At 65.7% G+C, this 17,895-nt stretch carries 14 protein-coding genes; 10 read left to right on the forward strand and 4 right to left on the reverse strand.

The window, feature by feature from the left end:
• Positions 1 to 12 precede the first annotated feature (12 nt).
• On the reverse strand, positions 13 to 582 hold the full coding sequence (locus tag J2R78_RS24500) for a glycosyltransferase (protein ID WP_092087357.1): 570 nt from the start codon (positions 580 to 582) through the stop codon (positions 13 to 15).
• Between the two features lie 164 nt (positions 583 to 746).
• On the opposite strand from J2R78_RS24500, the gene J2R78_RS24505 reads away from it, so the two are divergent.
• From J2R78_RS24505 to J2R78_RS24520, 4 genes are all read left to right on the forward strand, one after another.
• Complete coding sequence (locus tag J2R78_RS24505; protein WP_253607143.1) at positions 747 to 1,913, forward strand: PA0069 family radical SAM protein; 1,167 nt, start codon at positions 747 to 749, stop codon at positions 1,911 to 1,913.
• A 121-nt stretch (positions 1,914 to 2,034) separates the two neighbouring features.
• Positions 2,035 to 2,481, forward strand: coding sequence for a VOC family protein (locus J2R78_RS24510; RefSeq protein ID WP_253607144.1), 447 nt, complete (start codon positions 2,035 to 2,037; stop codon positions 2,479 to 2,481).
• A gap of 94 nt (positions 2,482 to 2,575) precedes the next feature.
• On the forward strand, positions 2,576 to 3,352 hold the full coding sequence (locus J2R78_RS24515; RefSeq protein ID WP_253607145.1) for a ribonuclease HII: 777 nt from the start codon (positions 2,576 to 2,578) through the stop codon (positions 3,350 to 3,352).
• A gap of 321 nt (positions 3,353 to 3,673) precedes the next feature.
• Complete coding sequence (locus J2R78_RS24520; protein ID WP_253607146.1) at positions 3,674 to 5,182, forward strand: glycosyltransferase family 39 protein; 1,509 nt, start codon at positions 3,674 to 3,676, stop codon at positions 5,180 to 5,182.
• Between the two features lie 141 nt (positions 5,183 to 5,323).
• Here J2R78_RS24520 and J2R78_RS24525 read toward each other — a convergent pair whose 3' ends face one another.
• Positions 5,324 to 6,160, reverse strand: coding sequence for a uracil-DNA glycosylase family protein (locus J2R78_RS24525; RefSeq protein WP_375167055.1), 837 nt, complete (start codon positions 6,158 to 6,160; stop codon positions 5,324 to 5,326).
• A gap of 185 nt (positions 6,161 to 6,345) precedes the next feature.
• Here J2R78_RS24525 and J2R78_RS24530 point away from each other — a divergent pair, with 185 nt between their 5' ends.
• The 6 genes from J2R78_RS24530 to J2R78_RS24555 all read left to right on the forward strand — a co-directional run bounded on the left by J2R78_RS24530 (position 6,346) and on the right by J2R78_RS24555 (position 15,215).
• Positions 6,346 to 8,004, forward strand: a complete 1,659-nt coding sequence (locus tag J2R78_RS24530; protein ID WP_253607147.1) for an electron transfer flavoprotein-ubiquinone oxidoreductase — start codon at positions 6,346 to 6,348, stop codon at positions 8,002 to 8,004.
• Between the two features lie 434 nt (positions 8,005 to 8,438).
• Positions 8,439 to 10,223, forward strand: coding sequence for a tetratricopeptide repeat protein (locus J2R78_RS24535; RefSeq protein WP_225160009.1), 1,785 nt, complete (start codon positions 8,439 to 8,441; stop codon positions 10,221 to 10,223).
• 321 nt (positions 10,224 to 10,544) lie between these two features.
• Complete coding sequence (locus tag J2R78_RS24540) at positions 10,545 to 11,432, forward strand: 4-(cytidine 5'-diphospho)-2-C-methyl-D-erythritol kinase (protein ID WP_253607148.1); 888 nt, start codon at positions 10,545 to 10,547, stop codon at positions 11,430 to 11,432.
• A 445-nt stretch (positions 11,433 to 11,877) separates the two neighbouring features.
• A complete protein-coding gene (locus J2R78_RS24545; protein ID WP_038386070.1) occupies positions 11,878 to 12,804 on the forward strand; it encodes an SMP-30/gluconolactonase/LRE family protein in 927 nt (308 codons plus the stop codon).
• Between the two features lie 145 nt (positions 12,805 to 12,949).
• A complete protein-coding gene (locus J2R78_RS24550) occupies positions 12,950 to 13,543 on the forward strand; it encodes a GNAT family N-acetyltransferase (RefSeq protein WP_253607149.1) in 594 nt (197 codons plus the stop codon).
• A 28-nt stretch (positions 13,544 to 13,571) separates the two neighbouring features.
• Positions 13,572 to 15,215, forward strand: coding sequence for a GMC family oxidoreductase (locus J2R78_RS24555; RefSeq protein WP_253607150.1), 1,644 nt, complete (start codon positions 13,572 to 13,574; stop codon positions 15,213 to 15,215).
• Positions 15,216 to 15,386: 171 nt separating this feature from the next.
• Here J2R78_RS24555 and J2R78_RS24560 read toward each other — a convergent pair whose 3' ends face one another.
• Together J2R78_RS24560 and J2R78_RS24565 are read right to left on the reverse strand one after the other, a co-directional pair.
• Entirely contained in the window at positions 15,387 to 16,889 is a 1,503-nt protein-coding gene (locus tag J2R78_RS24560) for an NAD(P)/FAD-dependent oxidoreductase (RefSeq protein ID WP_253607151.1), read from the reverse strand.
• 90 nt (positions 16,890 to 16,979) lie between these two features.
• Positions 16,980 to 17,822, reverse strand: coding sequence for a MoxR family ATPase (locus J2R78_RS24565; protein WP_016847781.1), 843 nt, complete (start codon positions 17,820 to 17,822; stop codon positions 16,980 to 16,982).
• Positions 17,823 to 17,895 lie beyond the last annotated feature (73 nt).

Here is a 17,895-nt window from a genome sequence, read left to right on the forward strand (position 1 = left end):
CAAGCGCTTTGTTCAGGCCACCATGATCCGGCTCCGCAGCATGGTGCGGGAGGAACGGCCGAGCCGGCGCAGCAGGCGCGCCTCGGAGCGGCGGGCGTCGGGCCGGTAGCCGCCGATCCGCTCGTAATGCTCGCGCGCGATCAAAAGGCCTTGTTCGGCCGAGGGCCCGGTGATCATCCGGGCAACGAATTTGAGGCCGTCGCGCAGGCCCGGATCGGTGTAGGGTGCGCGGGCGTAGCGGAAGATGCCGGCGCGGTCCTTGCCGCTCGCCGCCACCATCTGGATGAACTGGGTGGTTTCCTCGATCCAGCCGGCATCGAGCACCGCGCCCGGATGCAGGAACATCAGCCAAGGCGACCGCGCCTGCCGCGCGCCTGCCGCAAGCGCGGCGGCGCGCGTGCCCTCGAAGCGCAGGAAGCGGCAGCCGGCGACGTCGGCGACGCGCTCCATCACATCGCTGTTGCCGCGGTCGACCAGCAGCACTTCGCGGATGACGCCCGCGGCCGCGCCCGGCACCAGCGCCGCCAATGTTGCGACCGCGGTGCGCTCGACGCCGTCGGTTGGAATGATCACGCTCAGCATGATTTTGAGGCTTCGATGGCTCAAACGGTGGAGAAACTCCGGCCGTGTTATCACCTTGTCATATTCAAAGCAGCCTGTTCGCCTGCAGAATTTTGTAGCAAGGTTTTGTGGAATTTCTCTGTTCATGTTCTTGATTTGTTCTCGTGCTGTGTTAGCTTCAAAGCATGAGCCGAGCATCCTCTCATGCCCTCAAGCACCCGCCGGTAACGGCGCCCTCCGATAACCCGGCGGGTGCACCTTCCCCTTTTCCCGAGCTTGCGGTCGCGATCGAGCGCGAGCGGCGGCGCGGCCGCGGCGCGCAGTCCAACGCCAGCGGCCGCTACGAGGCCGAGGCGCGCGTTGCCTTCGACGACGGCTGGCAGAGCCTCGAGGACCTGCCGCCATTTGCGACCAGCGTGGCGCTCGACACCTCGCGCAAGGTGATCACCCGCAACGACTCGCCCGACATCGGCTTCGACCGTTCGATCAATCCCTATCGTGGCTGTGAGCATGGCTGCGTCTATTGCTTCGCGCGGCCGACCCACGCCTATCTCGGCCTGTCGCCGGGGCTGGACTTCGAATCGAAGCTGTTCGCCAAGCCGGACGCACCCGCGCTGCTCGAGAAGGAGCTGGCGGCGCCGGACTACGAGGCGCGGATGATCGCGATCGGCACCAACACCGATCCCTATCAGCCGATCGAGCGCGACCGGAAGATCATGCGCGCCATCCTCGAGGTGCTGGAGCGCGCCGGCCATCCGGTCGGTATCGTCACCAAGTCGGCACTGGTCACCCGCGACATCGACATCCTGGCGCGGATGGCCAAGCGCAATCTCGCCAAGGTCGCGCTCTCGGTGACGACGCTCGACCCGAAGCTTGCCCGCACCATGGAGTCGCGCGCCTCGACCCCGCCGAAGCGGCTCGAGGCGATCAAGCGGCTCGCCGACGCCGGCATCCCGACCACGGTGATGGTCGCGCCCGTGATCCCGGCGCTGAACGACTCCGAGATCGAGCGCATCCTCGATGCCGCCGCACATGCCGGCGCCAGGGAGGCGAGCTACGTGCTGCTGCGCCTGCCGCTCGAGGTGCGCGATCTGTTCCGCGAATGGTTGATGGCGAACTATCCCGACCGCTACCGTCACGTCTTCACGCTGATCCGCGACATGCGCGGTGGCCGCGACTACGACTCGCAATGGGGCACCAGGATGAAGGGCACCGGCCCGATGGCCTGGATGATCGGCCGCCGCTTCGAGATCGCCTGCGAAAAGCTCGGCCTCAACAAGAGGCGGACCAAGCTGACCACCGATCACTTCGCCAAGCCGAAGCGCAACGGGCAGCAACTCAGTCTATTCTAGGCGAGGGCGTAGCCCGGATGGAGCCCAGCGAAATCCGGGGTCCCGTGTTAGCGGCTGAAGCTTTCCCGGATTGCGCTTCGCTCCATCCGGGCTACGAAGACGTCAAACAGTGAGTGCAAACATGAGTAACGCCCCGACCGCACGCTTCACCGTCCTCACGTTGGGCGTGAGCGACATGCGCGCCAGCATCGGCTTTTATGAATCGCTTGGGTTCACCAGGAAGATGCGCGTGACCGGCGAGGAGGTCGCATTCTTCGAGACCGGCGGCACCGTGCTCGGCCTGTTCCCATGGCATCTGCTCGCCGCCGATGCCGGGCTGCCGGATCAGCCACGGCCGTCAGCGTTCCGCGGCGTCGCGATCGCCTGGAACTGCAACGACGACGCCGAGGTCGATCGTGTGATGGCGTTCGCGCTGTCGAAAGGCGCCAGGCTGCTGAAGCCCGCGCAGCCAACCAGCTATGGCGGCTATTGCGGCTATTTCGGCGATCCCGACGGCCACGCCTGGGAAGTGGTGCGCGCGCCGGGCTTTGAGGTTCGCGACGACCGCCGGGTGTCAATTCCCGATTAGAGCGCCGATCCCGATGAGGGTGGCGGATTGAATAACGGGGAAGGGCGCCAGGTTCCCGGTTGCGCCGCGGGCCGGGCTTGATCACGATCCCCGCATGATTCGGGACAAGTCCAATAGCACGTCAAAGACCGCGTCGAAGAAGAAGCCGGCCGAGCCGGCCAAGCCGGACAAGCGCGTCATCGTGGTGACGCGGCCGAGCTTTCGGCGCGAGCGCGCGCTGATCAAGCGCGGCGTCTGGCCGGTCGCCGGCTGCGACGAGGCCGGGCGCGGGCCGCTGGCGGGTCCGGTGGTCGCCGCCGCCGTGGTGCTGGACCCAAATCGGATACCCAAGGGCCTCGATGATTCGAAGCGGCTGACCGTCGAGCGCCGCGAGGAACTGTTCGAGGAAATCTGCGCGACAGCAGCGTTCTCGGTCGCGGTGGCGTCACGGTCGCGGATCGACCGCGACAACATCCTGCGCGCCTCGCTGTGGGCGCTGGCGCGCGCCGTGCATGCGCTGCCGGAAATGCCGAAGCATGTCTTCGTCGACGGCCGCGACAAGCTCGCCACGCCCTGCGACTGCGACGCCGTGATCGGCGGCGACGGCATCGTGGCCTCGATCGCGGCGGCCTCGATCATCGCCAAGGTGACGCGCGACCGCCTGATGTGCGCGCTGGCGCTGGATTGCCCCGGCTACGGCTTCGAGCAGCACAAGGGCTATGCCGTCCCCGAGCACCTCGAGGCGCTCGATCGGCTCGGCCCCAGCAGCCATCACCGCAGCTTCTTCGCTCCCGTCGTCGCGGCGCGGCTGAAGCATTTCCCGGTCCCGGCGGAGCCCGACCTGTTCACGGTGGACGCCGAAAGCGAAGCCGCGGCATCCGAAGCGGCGTAAAGCGCGGCGGCGCCGCACTCTCGGTGTCATCGCCCGGCTCGCCGCCTCCGCGAAAGCTTCGGCGCGCCAGGGGGCCGTGGCCTCGTCGAAGCCTTGGCGAAGACGGGACCGGGCGATCCAGTATTCCAGAGACCGTTGTGCTCAAGCCTGGCCGCCGCGGCGTACTGGATGCCCGCCTTCGCGGGGCATGACAGCGATGTTTGACTTTGCACCGTGGACACATCCAGCCCGGTTGCCTCCACCGCCGCCGCCGTTTATCAAAAACGCTCGGGATCAGATGGCGCCGCTTGATACGGGTGGCTGGGGCATTTCAGGCGTTTCATGCGGTTTACCTCCCTGGTTGTCGAACTGATCCGCGCCCGGCCGCGCCTCGTGGTCTGGATCGTGGTGCTGGCGCAGGCCGCGATCTGGCTGTTCCTGCCGGCGATCTTCTACGGCAGTCCGCCCGGCAACCTCGCCACCATCCTCGCCTTCGGCCGCGAATATCAGGTCGGCACCGACATGGGGCCGCCGCTCGCGTTCTGGCTCGCCGACATCGCCTTCCGCGCCGTCGGCAATCACGTGTTCGGCGTCTATCTCCTGGCGCAGGTCTGCGAAATCGTCACCTTCATCGCCTTTTACGCCCTGGCGCGCGCCATCGTCGGCGGCCCGCAGGGCGTGCTGGCGGTGCTGCTCTCGATGACGGTCGTGGTGTTCTCCTCGCCAAGCGTCGAGTTCGGCCCGCTGATCCTGGCGCGCCCGCTCTGGGCGCTGCTGCTGCTGCATTCCTGGCAACTGATCGGGCAGAACCGGCGCAGCGCCTGGTTCGCCTGGTCGATCGATTGCGGCCTCCTGCTGCTGACGACGCCGGCGGCGATCGGCATGATCCTGCTGGTGATCGGCTTTGCGCTCGCAACCGAGCGCGGGCGGCGCATGCTCAAATCGGTCGATCCGATCTACGCGCTGCTGGTCATCATCGTGCTGGCGCTGCCCTACCTGATCTGGCTGCTCCGCGCCAACGTGCTGGCGCTGCCGGTCCTGCCGGCATTCGCCGATCTCAGGGCGCACGCGCTGCGCTGGGGCGTGGTGCTCGGCGGGCTGATCGTGGCGACCGCCGCGATCGCGCTGCTGGCGATCCTCAATTCGCGCTGGTTCGCCCGCGATACGGAGGATGCTCCGATTATCTATCGTCCGCCCGTCAGTCAGCTGGCGCGGCAATTCGTGTATTTCTTCGCGTTCGCGCCGGCGATCGCCAGCAGCTTCGTCTCCGGGCTGTTCAATCTCGATCGCGCCTTCGGCGGCGCCGGCGTGGTGCTGCTGATGTCCGGGCTCGCCGTCGTGGTCGCGACCGGCGGCCTGATCCCGCTCAGGCGGCAGCGGCTGCTGCGTTCGGTCTGGGCCCTGGCGGTCGCGGCGCCGGCCGCGCTGGCGCTGGCGGCGGCCCTGTTCCTGCCCTGGACCAGCACCACGGAGGCGTCTACCTCGTTGCCGGCAGCCGCGATGGGCCGCTTCTTCGATGACAGCTATGAGCGTCGCACCAACCAGCGCCTGCGCGCGGTGGCCGGCGATCCCGAACTTGCCAGCCTGATTGCAATGAACCGCCGTCGCCCGCATCTTTTGCTCGACGCCACGCCGCAGCGGACGCCGTGGCTGTCGGTCGCAAAATTCAACGAGACCGGCGGCGTCGTGGTGTGGCGCGCACAGGACACCGCCGGCACGCCGCCGCCCGACATCGCGCAGCGTTTCCCCGGCCTCGTGCCGGAAGTGCCGCGTTCGTTCGACCGGCTGGTCAACGGACGGCAGCCGGTGCTGCGGATCGGCTGGGCGATCGTGCGGCCGAAGGGGACGTGATTTGACGTGGAGCCGTAGCCCGGATGAAGCGGAGCGAAATCCGGTGCCGCTCGTTTACGCCACCTGATCCACCCGGATTGCGCGGAGCCTGTCATCGGGCGCGCGTCCGCGCGACCCGTTGGCTCCATCCGGGCTACGAAGCTACGCGCCCGCCACCTGCAGCACCTTCGCGATCGCGCGCAGATCCTGCCACGACAGCCGCTTGTACGACGGCGAGCGCAGCAGATAGGCCGGATGGAAGGTGGCGACGGCGCGGATCGTGCGCGTGCCGGTGTCGTAGTCGATCCATTTGCCGCGCGTCCGCATGATGCCCTCGCGGGTGCTGAGCAGCGCCTGCGTCGAGGGATTGCCGAGCGTCACCAGCACGTCGGGATTCACGAGTTCGATATGGCGCTGGATGAAGGGCAGGCACACCTGCGTCTCCTGCGGCGTCGGCGTGCGGTTGCCGGGCGGCCGCCACGGGATCACGTTGGCGATATAGGCTTTGCTGCGGTCGAGCCCGATCGCCGCGATCATGCGGTCGAGCAGCCTGCCGGAGCGGCCGACGAACGGCAGGCCCTCGATGTCCTCGTCGCGGCCCGGTGCCTCGCCGACGAACATCACGCGCGCCTGCGGGTTACCGTCGGCGAACACCAGCCTGGTCGCGGTGTGCTTGAGCGCGCAGCCGTCGAAATTCTCCATCAGCGTGCGCAGGGCTTCAAGCGTCGGCGCAGTCCGCGCAGCCTCGCGCGCGGAGGCGATCGCGGCATCCGGCGCCACGGTGATTTCGCTGCGCGGAACTGACAGCATCGGCGGCGGACGCAGCGGATTGAGCGCAACTGATGGACGCGGTGCGGCTGGGGCGGGAACTGGCTCCGGCTCCGGCTCCTCGAGCCGGTTGATCGGCGCATCGCCGAGCGCGCAATCGACCCCGGCCTCGAGGTAAAAGGCCAGCAATTGCTGCAGTGTAGGGGTGGGCTCGGGCGGCAGGACCATCATCGGCGCAATCTAGAGCATCGACCAGAAAAGTGGAGGGCGGTTTTCGGAAAAGATCATTCTCTTGCGGTACCCGGGCCGTGCAAACCCATGGAAGCGCAATTCCATGGTTGTCCTTCCGCCAAAAATCGGAAACAACGACCCGTGAAAAGCTTAGAAGCGTTCTCAATGGGCTGAGATCAAAGATCATGAGTGCTGAAGACCTTCCTCCGCGCGAGTCTATGGAATTCGACGTCGTCATCGTCGGCGCCGGCCCGTCGGGCCTGTCGGCAGCGATCCGGCTGAAGCAGCTCAATCCGGAGCTCTCGATCGTCGTGGTGGAGAAGGGCTCCGAGGTCGGCGCGCACATCCTCTCGGGTGCGGTGATCGATCCGGCCGGGCTCGACAAGCTCGTGCCCGACTGGCGCGAGGATGCCGACTGTCCTCTGAAGACGCAGGTCAAGGACGACCGCTTCTACTGGACGACGTCGCAAGGCTGGTTCCGCCTGCCGAACTTCATCATGCCGCCGCTGATGAACAATCATCACTGCTACATCGGCTCGCTCGGCAATGTCTGCCGCTGGCTGGCACCGAAGGCGGAAGCGCTCGGCGTCGAGATCTATCCGGGCTTTGCCGCGGCCGAAGTGCTTTATGACGACAAGGGCGCGGTGCGCGGCATCGCCACCGGCGACATGGGCATCGCCAGGGACGGTAGCCACAAGGATTCCTACACCCGCGGCATGGAGCTGCTCGGCAAGTACACGCTGTTCGCCGAAGGCGCACGCGGCTCGCTGTCCAAGCAGCTGATCGCGAAGTTCAATCTCGATGCCAACTCCGAGCCGCCGAAGTTCGGCATCGGCCTCAAGGAGGTCTGGCAGATCGACCCGGCGAAGCACAAGAAGGGTCGGGTTCAGCACACGCTCGGCTGGCCGCTGAACGACAAGACCGGCGGCGGCTCGTTCCTCTATCACTACGACGACAACCGCGTCGCGGTCGGCTTCGTGGTGCATCTGAACTACAACGATCCGTATTTGTCGCCGTTCGACGAATTCCAGCGCTTCAAGACCCATCCCGATGTCCGCGAGCTGTTCGAGGGCGGCAAGCGGCTCGCCTATGGCGCGCGCGCCATCACCGAGGGCGGCTACCAGTCGGTGCCGCGGCTCTCGTTCCCGGGCGGCGCGCTGATCGGCTGCGCGGCGGGCTTCGTCAACGTGCCGCGCATCAAGGGCGTCCACAATGCGATGGGCTCCGGCATGCTCGCCGCCGAGCATGTCGCGGCCGCGCTCGGCGCCGGCCGCGCCAATGACGAGCTCGTCGAATACGAGAACGCCTGGCGCTCGTCGGCGATCGGCAAGGACCTGTTCAAAGTCCGCAATGCCAAGCCGTTGCTGTCGAAGTTCGGCAACCTGCTCGGCATGGCGCTCTCCGGCTTCGACATGTGGTGCAACACGCTCGGCTTCTCGCTGTTCGGCACCCAGTCGCATGCCAAGCCGGACCGCAAGACGCTCGATCCGTCCAAGCAGCACCAGCCGATCGCCTATCCGAAGCCGGACGGCAAGATCTCGTTCGACAAGCTGTCGTCGGTGTTCCTGTCCAACACCAACCATGAGGAGGACCAGCCGGTCCATCTCAAGGTCGCCGATCTCAATCTGCAGAAGACCTCGGAACACGACGTGTTCGCCGGTCCTTCCAACCGCTATTGCCCGGCCGGCGTTTATGAATGGGTCGAGGAATCGACGGGTCCGCGCTTTCAGATCAACGCCCAGAACTGCGTCCACTGCAAAACCTGCGACGTGAAGGACCCCAACGGCAACATCACCTGGGTTCCGCCGGAGGGCGGCGGCGGTCCGAACTACGAGGCGATGTAAGGCCAGGGTGAGCTCAAGGCGGCCGACCACATTTGCGTGAGGCGGCTGCGCGAGTTGCCGCAACCTCCGCTTGGCCTCTCCGCGCGTGGAGCGGCCGGATTGCACCCCCGGTTACAACAGAAGGCGCGAAAAGGGGTGCCGTGGCGCCCTTATCTCGCGCCTTTTTGCGTCCGCGCGCGAATATGCCCGGCCCGGTCACGATACCGCCATAGTGGAAGCGTCTTGCGGGGGCTGGCTGGATCGGCGGGCCTAAAGGCCTAATCTGCCAATTGATTCGTCATGGGTTGCCTTTGGGCGATCCTTGCGGATGAGCGCCAAAAGCGGCATTGTCCCCCGCCGTGATGCCGCCGCTTGGGTTCGCATTTTGAGACTGATCGCAAGATCTTGGCCATAAAATCCATCTTGGCGTAAATCCCTGGAGCAAGGCGACCGTGATGCTGTCCACCCGATTCCACCGCCTGACGATTGCCGTTCTCGCTGCCGCGGCGCTTGCCGTGCCTGCGCAGCTTGCAGCGCAAACGCCGGACCATCCGACCGACAATACCGCGCAATTCCCGTCCAAGAACGACCTGAAGTCGCTGACCACCGCCGGCAGCTATCTCGCCGCCCGCCACGCCAGCGTCGAGCGCGATGCGACCTCGGCCGCGACGTTCTACCGCTCGGCGCTGCGCACCGACCCGAAGAATTCCGAGCTGCTCGACCGCGCCTTCATCTCCTCGCTCGCCGACGGCGATATCGAGGAGGCGGTCAAGCTCGCCGACCGCATCCTCACCCAGGACAAGGCCAACCGCGTTGCGCGCCTGGTCGTCGGCGTGCGCGATCTCAAGCTGAAGAAATATGCCGCCGCGCAGTCCAACATCAACCAGTCGGTGCGCGGCCCGATCACCGATCTCGTCGCGACGCTGCTGTCGGCCTGGGCCGCCTATGGCGCCGGCGACAGCAAGGCCGCGGTCGCCTCGATCGACAAGCTGACCGGCCCCGAGTGGTACCCGATCTTCAAGGACCTCCATGCCGGCATGATCTACGAGCTGTCCGGCAAGGAGAAGGATGCCGGCGCCCGCTTCGAGCGCGTCTACAAGCTCGATGATTCGATGCTGCGCACGGTCGACGAATATGCGCGCTGGACCTCGCGCAACAAGGACGCGGCCGCCGCGACCGCGATGTACGAAGCCTTCGACAAGAAGCTGCCGCGTCACCCGCTGGTGCTGGAAGGCATCAAGGAGACCAAGGCCGGCAAGAAGCTGCCGCCGCTGGTCGAGTCGCCGCAGGCCGGCGCGGCCGAGGCGCTGTACGGCATCGGCGCGACGCTGACCCGCCGCGGCGGCGAGGACCTCGCGCTGGTCTATCTGCAGCTCGCGCTCTATCTGCAGCCCAACCATCCGCTGGCGCTGCTGTCGCTCGCCGATCTCTATGAATCGGTGAAGAAGCCGCAGATGGCGATCAAGGTCTACGAGCGGATGCCGGCGTCCTCGCCGCTGAAGCGCAACGCGCAGATCCAGCTCGCGACCAATCTCGATGCCGCCGACCGCAGCGACGAGGCGATCAAGATCCTCAAGGAAGTCACCTCGGATCAGCCGAAGGACATCGAGGCGATCCTGGCGCTCGGCAATATCGAGCGCGGCCGCAAGAAGTTCGCCGACTGCGCCACCACTTATTCGCAGGCGATCGACGCGCTGCCGGCCGGCGGCGACAAGAACGCCTGGGTCACCTATTACTATCGCGGCATCTGCGAGGAGCGCTCCAAGCAGTGGAACAAGGCCGAGGCCGACATGCGCAAGGCGCTCGAGCTGCAGCCCGAGCAGCCGCATGTGCTGAACTATCTCGGCTATTCCTGGATCGATCAGGGCATCAACCTCGACGAAGGCATGAAGATGATCAAGCGTGCCGTCGATCAGCGCCCTGACGACGGCTACATCGTCGACTCGCTCGGCTGGGCCTATTACCGGATCGGCAATTACGAGGAGGCGGTGAAGAACCTCGAGCGCGCGATCGATCTGAAGCCGGAAGATCCGACCATCAACGACCATCTCGGCGACGCCTACTGGCGCGTCGGCCGCACCCTGGAAGCCAAGTTCCAGTGGGCCCATGCCCGCGACCTCAAGCCCGAGCCGGAAGAGCTGCCGAAGATCCAGGCCAAGATCGACAACGGCCTGCCGGACGACACCTCCAACGCCGCCGCCGCCGAGAAGAAGAAGGACGACGACGGCAAGGGTGGTTGAGCGGCGGTCGTCGCGCTGCAACTTCATAAAATACCGTGATGCCCGGGCAAAAGCGCGAAGCGCGTCTTCGCGCAAGATGTCCCGGGCATTGACGTTTGCCCGTCATGGCCGGGCTTGGCCCGGCCATCCATCCCTTCGAGAAATTCGTTCTTGGTTGATAGATGCCCGGGTCATAGGCGAGCGGAAGCGACGCCGTCCTTCAGACGGCTATGCCCGGGCATGACGAGTCATGGCGGAATTTCCATCCAAACAAAGGGATAGGATCGTGCGGCGATTTACGCTAATCGCATCACGATGTGTGTTTTTTAGGGGTTTATCGCCGTGCCGGCGCTGATTGAAGAAGGGCGTGCCAAGGTCAACCTGACGCTGAAGGTTGTCGGGCGGCGCGTCGACGGGTTTCACGACTTGGAGAGCGTCGTCGCGTTTGCCGATTGTGCCGATCGCCTCACGCTCGAGCCGGGACCGGGGCTGTCGCTTTCGATGGCGGGGCCGCTGGCCGATGCCTGCGGCGACACCTCTGACAATCTGGTGCTGAAGGCCGCGCGGCTGCTCGGCGAGCGCGTCGCGGACCTCGAGGTCGGCCACTTCACGCTGGAGAAGGTGCTGCCCGTTGCGGCCGGCATCGGCGGCGGCTCGGCGGATGCCGCGGCGGCGCTGCGGCTGTTGGCGCGGCTCAACGAGCTCTCGCTCGACGATAGCAGGATCATGGAGGTCGCGCTGCAGACCGGTGCCGACGTGCCGGTGTGCGTCGCCTCGCGCGCCTGCGACATGACCGGCGTCGGCGAAGGCCTGCTGCCGCTCGACCTGCCGAAAATGCCGTGCGTGCTGGTCAATCCGCGCGTGCCGGTTGCGACCAGGGACGTCTTCAATGCGCTCGGTCTGCGCAACGGCGAGCTCCTGATCGGCGCCACCGACGTCGTGATGCAGGCGCCGTCATGGCCGGAAGCCGGCCGCGTGATCGACGATTGGATCGCGGCGCTGGAGCGCGGCACCAACGATCTCGAAGCCCCCGCGGCGCGTATTGAGCCCGTCATCAGCGACGTGCTGTCCGCGCTGCGTGAGACCCGGGGCGTTCGTCTGGTGCGCATGTCGGGCTCGGGCGCGACCTGCTTTGCCGTGTTCGGAACCGACGCCGACGCCGAGGCGGCCGGCGAACAACTCCGCGCCGGTCACCCCGGCTGGTGGGTGCATGCGGGCACGCTGAGCTAGCGCGCGCCCATTCTCTCTCCGTCATTCCGAGGCTCGCGCCAGGAGGCGCGCCCTCAGGCGCGCAATTGCGCACTGGGGAATGACGACGGAGAGGGGTGCGACAAAACAACCCGACGGGCAACTCAGCAAAACCTGTCAATCCTCGCGCGCGAAATAATTCGCTTTATCCGAAGCGCGAAGCTCGGACAGTGTAGCGAGAACGCGGAAGTTTGACTCACTGACCGTGCCACCTACTCGGTGTCGTCCCTGCCTAGTGCGCAATTGCGCACTAGGCAGGGACGACAGGGGCATTCGCGGCGCGCCCCTCCCACCCCAACGCCGGGCAGCCTTGCGGGGCCATTGCTTGGCAAGCCAAACCCCGTTTGCCATAACAGGATGAAACAACAACGTTGCGCGTGCGGGGCCGTTCGGAATCCGCCTGCAGCCAAAGAGCCGGGAGGATGCCATGGCCAATATCCGAGTTCTCGCCACCGATCTGGAGTTTCCCGAAGGTCCGGTCGTCATGCCCGACGGTTCGGTCGTGCTGGTCGAAATCCGCGGCCAGCGGCTGACGCGGGTCTATCCCGACGGGCGCAAGGAGATCGTCGCCAAGGTGCCGGGCGGCCCGAACGGCGCGGCGCTCGGCCCGGACGGCAAGATGTACATCTGCAACAATGGTGGCTTCTCCTGGATTCCGACCCGCAACATGATCATGCCGGGGCCGCAGCCGGAGGATTATCTCGGCGGCTCGATCCAGCGCGTCGATCTGCAATCCGGCAAGGTCGAGACCGTGGTGACGAAATGCGGCGAGCACGAACTGCGCGGGCCGAACGATCTGGTGTTCGACAGGCAAGGCGGCCTGTGGTTCTCGGACCTCGGCAAGCGCCGTGCCCGCGACATGGATGTCGGCGCGTTCTACTATCTGAAGCCCGGCATGAACGAGATCGTCGAGGCGGTGCACGGCATCCTGCCGGCCAACGGCATCGGCCTGTCGCCGGACGAGAAGACCGTCTACATCGCGGAGACGCCGACCGCGCGGCTGTGGGCGTATGAAGTTTCAGAGCCCGGCACCGTCAAGCCGCGCGACGTGATCTATCGCGGCGAGCGCGGCAAGCCGATCGCCGGCCTCGGCGGCTACCAGATGTTCGACTCGCTCGCCGTGGAAGCGAACGGCAATGTCTGCGTCGCGACGCTGGTCTCGGGCTGCATCTCGGTGATCGCGCCCGACGGCACCGTGGTCGAGCAGGTGCCGACCGGCGACCGCGTCACCACCAACATCGCCTTCGGCGGCCCCGAGCTGAAGACCGCCTACATCACGCTGTCGGGCAAGGGCGAGCTGATCGCGATGGACTGGCCGCGGCCGGGATTGCCGCTGAATTTTCTGAATAGATGACGATTGCGGTTCGCGAAGCGCAATCGTCATTCCGGGATGGTGCGAAGCACCAGACCTCAGATGCGCAATTGCGCATCGGGGAATCTCGAGATTCCGGTTCGATGCTGCGCATCGCCCCGGAATGACAAAGATGGAGAGATCTCGAATGCCCTGGCTTGAACCGGTCACCCTTCGCGGCGCGCATGCGCGGCTGGAGCCGTTGTCATACGATCATCGCGACGGGCTGGTCGAGGCGGTGAAGGACGGCGAGCTGTCAAAGCTCTGGTACACCGCGATCCCGCAGCCGGAGAACATGGCCAAGGAGATCGACCGCCGGCTCGGCCTGCAAAAGGCCGGATCGATGCTGCCGTTCACGGTGTTCGACGCCGACGGCAAGATTTCCGGCATGACGACCTACATGAACGTCGACACGTCGAACCGTCGCGTTGAGATCGGCTCGACCTGGTACGCCAAGCGTGTGCAGCGCAGCGCGGTCAATACGCAGTGCAAACTGCTACTGCTGACCCATGCCTTCGAGAAGCTTGATTGCATCGCGGTCGAGTTCCGCACGCATTTCTTCAATCACCAGAGCCGGCGTGGCATCGAGCGTCTGGGTGCGAAGCAGGACGGCATTCTGCGCAGCCATCAGATCGCGCCCAACGGCACGTTGCGCGACACCGTGGTTTACAGCATCATCGCCAGCGAATGGCCGACGGTGAAGGCGCATCTGACCTATCAACTCAACGAAAAGCCGCGCTGACACGATAGTCGGCGCCAGAAACGAGACGATGGAAACGTTCGATTATGTGATCATCGGCGCAGGCTCCGCCGGGAGCGTGCTGACCAACCGCTTGAGTGAAGACGCAGGCACCAAGGTGTGCGTGCTCGAGGCGGGGCCGAGCGACTGGCATCCCTACATCCATCTGCCGGCCGGCTTCATCAAGACCTTCCATATGAAGAGCGTGAACTGGGCCTATCAGCAGGAGGTGGGTCCCTACACCGGCGGGCGCAGCATCTATGCGCCGCGCGGCAAGACGCTCGGCGGCTCGTCCTCGATCAACGGTCACATTTATAATCGCGGCCAGCGCCAGGATTTCGACACCTGGGCGCAGCTCGGCAATCGCGGCTGGGGCTATCCTGACGTGCTGCCCTATTTCCGGCGCATGGAGAGGCGGATCGGCGAGGGCGACGACACCTATCGCGGCCGCGACGGCAACCTCACCGTCACCACCATGGACTGGCAGGATCCACTCTGCGAGGCCTTCATGGCGGGCGCGGTCAGCCTCGGCATTCCGCGCAATCCCGATTACAACGGCCAGATCCAGGAGGGCGTGTCGTACTGCCAGCGCACCATCCTAAACGGCCGCCGGGTCAGCGCCGCGACCGCGTTCCTGCATCCGGCGCGGCGGCGGCCCAATGTCGATGTGCGCACGCATGCGCATGTCACCGGCATCATCTTCGAGGGCAAGCGCGCGGTCGGCGTGCGCTACAACCGCGGCGGCAAGCACGGCGATCCCCTGGAGATCCGCGCCACCAAGGAGATCATCCTCTCCGGCGGCGCCTACAACTCGCCGCAGCTGTTGCAGCTCTCCGGCGTCGGCGCGCCCGAGCTGCTGCAGGCGCACGGCATCGAGGTGCGCCACGCGCTCCCCGGCGTCGGTGAAGGCCTGCAAGATCACTACGCGCCGCGCTCGGTGGCGCGGGTCAAGAACATCAGGACCATCAACGAGCTTCGCCGCGGCTTCAGCCTGTGGGGCGAGGCGATCAAATGGGCGACGACGCGGCGCGGCCTGCTGTCGCTGTCGCCGACCATGGTCTACTGCTTCTGGCATTCCGGCGAGACCACCGAGAGCTCCGATCTGCAGCTCACCTTCACGCCGGCGAGCTACAAGGAAGGCGTGCAGGGCCAGCTCGAGGACGAGCCCGGCATGACGGTGGCGTCATGGCAGCAGCGGCCGGAGAGCCGCGGCTATGTCCGGATCCGCTCCGCCGATCCGTTCGCGCCGCCGATCATCCAGACCAACTACCTCGCCGAGGAGATCGACCGCCGCGTCGTCGTTGCCGGCATGAAGCTGGCGCGCCGGCTGCTCGCCTCCGAGCCGCTCAGTCCGTATTACGCCTATGAGGACTTTCCGGGCCCGAAGGTCACGAGCGACGACGAGCTGCTCGCGGCCGCGACCCAGCGCGGCACCACCACCTTCCATCCCGGCTGCACCTGCCGGATGGGACCGGCGGACGCGCCGTGGGCGGTGGTCGACGACCAGCTTCGGGTCCATGGCATGGAGGGCCTGCGCGTGATCGACGCCTCGATCATGCCGCGGATGATCTCAGCCAATCTCAACGCCTCGACCTTGATGATCGCCGACAAGGCCTCCGACATGATCCGCGGCAAGGCACCCGAGGCGGCTGCGAAGCTGCCGGAGTATGCGTGACGGAATAGAGGCGTACGCGATGTTGCTTCTTGATCAGCGCGCTGTGTCTAACACCGTCATGCTGAGGAGGCCGCGAAGCGGCCGTCTCGAAGCACGACGGCCCGAGTGGGGCCGTGCATCCTTCGAGACGCGCTACGCGCTCCTCAGGATGACGGGACTAATATCAGGAGCTCAGCCGTAGACGAACGCCTTGTCCTTGAGGTCGATCGCCGGGAATTCGTCCTTCTCGGCCCAGTAATCCTGGTTGTGCTGCCACTCCGGCTTGTCGCCGCGCTTCGGCAAGAGGTGCATGCCGCGCATCATGTAGCCGGGGTTGAAGTTCTCCGGATCGATCCACGGCAGCAGCGGCATGTTGTGGTCTTCGGGGCGCAGTTCCGGCGTCACCTTGTTCGCGCCGGTCGCCTTCATGTGCTGCAGCAGGCGGCAGACGAAGTCGCCGACCAGATCGACGCGCAAGGTCCAGCTGGCGCGGAAATAGCCGAACACCCAGACGAGGTTCGGCACGCCGGTGAACATCATGCCGCGATAGGTCACGGTATCGGCGAAGTCGAGCGGCTTGCCGTCGATCTCGAAGTCGATGCCGCCGTTGGCGGAGAGGTGGAAGCCGGTCGCGGTGATAATGATGTCGGCCTCGAGCTGCTTGCCGGACTTGAGCAGGATGCCCGTCTCGGTGAAGCGGTCGATCTCGTCGGTGACGACCGACGCCTTGCCGCCCTTGATGGCGTGGAACAGGTCGGCATCCGGCACGAAGGCGATGCGCTGCCGCCACGGCCGGTAGCTCGGCGTGAAATGCGTGGCGATGTCGTAGTCCTTGCCGAGGACGGCTTCGACCGCTGCCAGCAGGTCCTTCTTGGCGCCCTCGGGCTCGGCGAAGGTCCGCCTGGTGAAGGCGTCCTGCTCGAACAGGATCTTGCGGCGGGTGATCTCGTGGATCCAGTGCTCGTCGACCTGCAGCCTGCGCAGCTCCTCGGCGATCTCGATGGCGTTGCGGCCGGTGCGGAAATAGGTCGGTGAGCGCTGCAGCATGGTGACATGGCCGGCGTCCTTGGCCATCGCCGGGATCAGGGTCGCGGCGGTGGCGCCGGAGCCGATCACGACCACGCGCTTGCCCTTGTAGTCGAGGTCGTCGGGCCAGGTCTGCGGATGCACGACGGTGCCCTTGAACTTCGCCATGTCGGTCCATTCGGGCGTATAGCCCGCGTCGTGGCGATAATAGCCCTGGCACATCCAGAAGAAGTTGGTGGTGAAGCGCAGCCGCTCGCCGGTGTCGATGCGCGTCGCATCGATGGTCCAGAGATTGGTTTCGTTCGACCACTTCGCCGCGGTGATGGCGTGGCGGTAGCGGATGTGACGGGCGATGTCGTTCTCCTCGATCACCTCGCCCATGTACTTCAGGATCTCGGCCGCGGTCGCGATCGGCGCGCTGGTCCACGGCTTGAAGCGATAGCCGAAGGTGTGCAGGTCGCTGTCGGAGCGGATGCCGGGATAGCGGTGGGTGGACCAGGTACCGCCAAAAGTCTTCTGCGTCTCCAGCACCACGAAGCTGGTGCCGGGGCATTGCGTGGTGAGGTGGTAGGCGGCGCCGACGCCGGAGATGCCGGCGCCTGCGATCAGGACGTCGAAGTGCTCTGTCGTGACGGGCTCGGCGGCCCGGATCTGGGTCTGGACGTTCATCTTCCCTGGTCTTCTTGCTTGTTGGCTTGTTTGTTGAGCTGCAGAAGCAAAACGCCGGAGCCATCGCCCCGGCGTTTGCCGATATCGGAACTAGACTTCGCGGCGGCTGAGGAAAGCCAGCCGCTCGAACAGATGCACATCCTGCTCGTTCTTGAGCAGCGCGCCATGCAGCGGCGGGATCAGCTTGCGCGGATCGCGCTCGCGCAGCATCTCGGGGGTGATGTCCTCGTTCAACAGCAGCTTGAGCCAGTCGAGCAGTTCCGAGGTCGAGGGCTTCTTCTTCAGGCCCGGCACCTCGCGGACTTCGAAGAAGATCCGCAGCGCCTCTTCCACCAGGCGCTTCTTGATACCGGGGAAATGCACGTCGACGATCTTGCCCATCGTCTCGTTGTCGGGGAACTTGATGTAGTGGAAGAAGCAGCGGCGCAGGAAGGCGTCCGGCAGTTCCTTCTCGTTGTTCGACGTGATCATCACGATCGGGCGCAGCTTCGCCTTGATGGTCTCGCCGGTCTCGTAGACGTGGAATTCCATGCGGTCGAGTTCGAGCAGCAGATCGTTGGGGAATTCGATGTCGGCCTTGTCGATCTCGTCGATCAGCAGCACTGGGCGCTTCTCGTTGGTGAAGGCCTCCCACAGCTTGCCGCGCTTGATGTAGTTCTTGATGTCGGACACGCGGGCGTCGCCGAGCTGGCTGTCGCGCAGTCGCGAGACGGCATCGTATTCGTAGAGGCCCTGCTGCGCCTTGGTGGTCGACTTGATGTGCCAGGTCAAAAGCGGCGCGTCGATCGCCTTGGCGACTTCCTCGGCCAGCACGGTCTTGCCGGTGCCGGGCTCGCCCTTCACCAGCAGCGGGCGCTCGAGCACGATGGCGGCATTGACGGCGACCTTGAGGTCATCGGTGGCGACGTAGTCCTTGGTACCCGTGAATTTCATCTATCTGTTTGCCTTGCTTCGTTCGTCGGCGGCCCGGGCCCCCACACGAAACGACCGCTCTCGCAGCGGTCGC

It is taken from the genome of Bradyrhizobium sp. USDA 4538, assembly GCF_024171045.1.
In the GTDB taxonomy this organism is placed as follows: Bacteria; Pseudomonadota; Alphaproteobacteria; order Rhizobiales; family Xanthobacteraceae; genus Bradyrhizobium; species Bradyrhizobium australafricanum.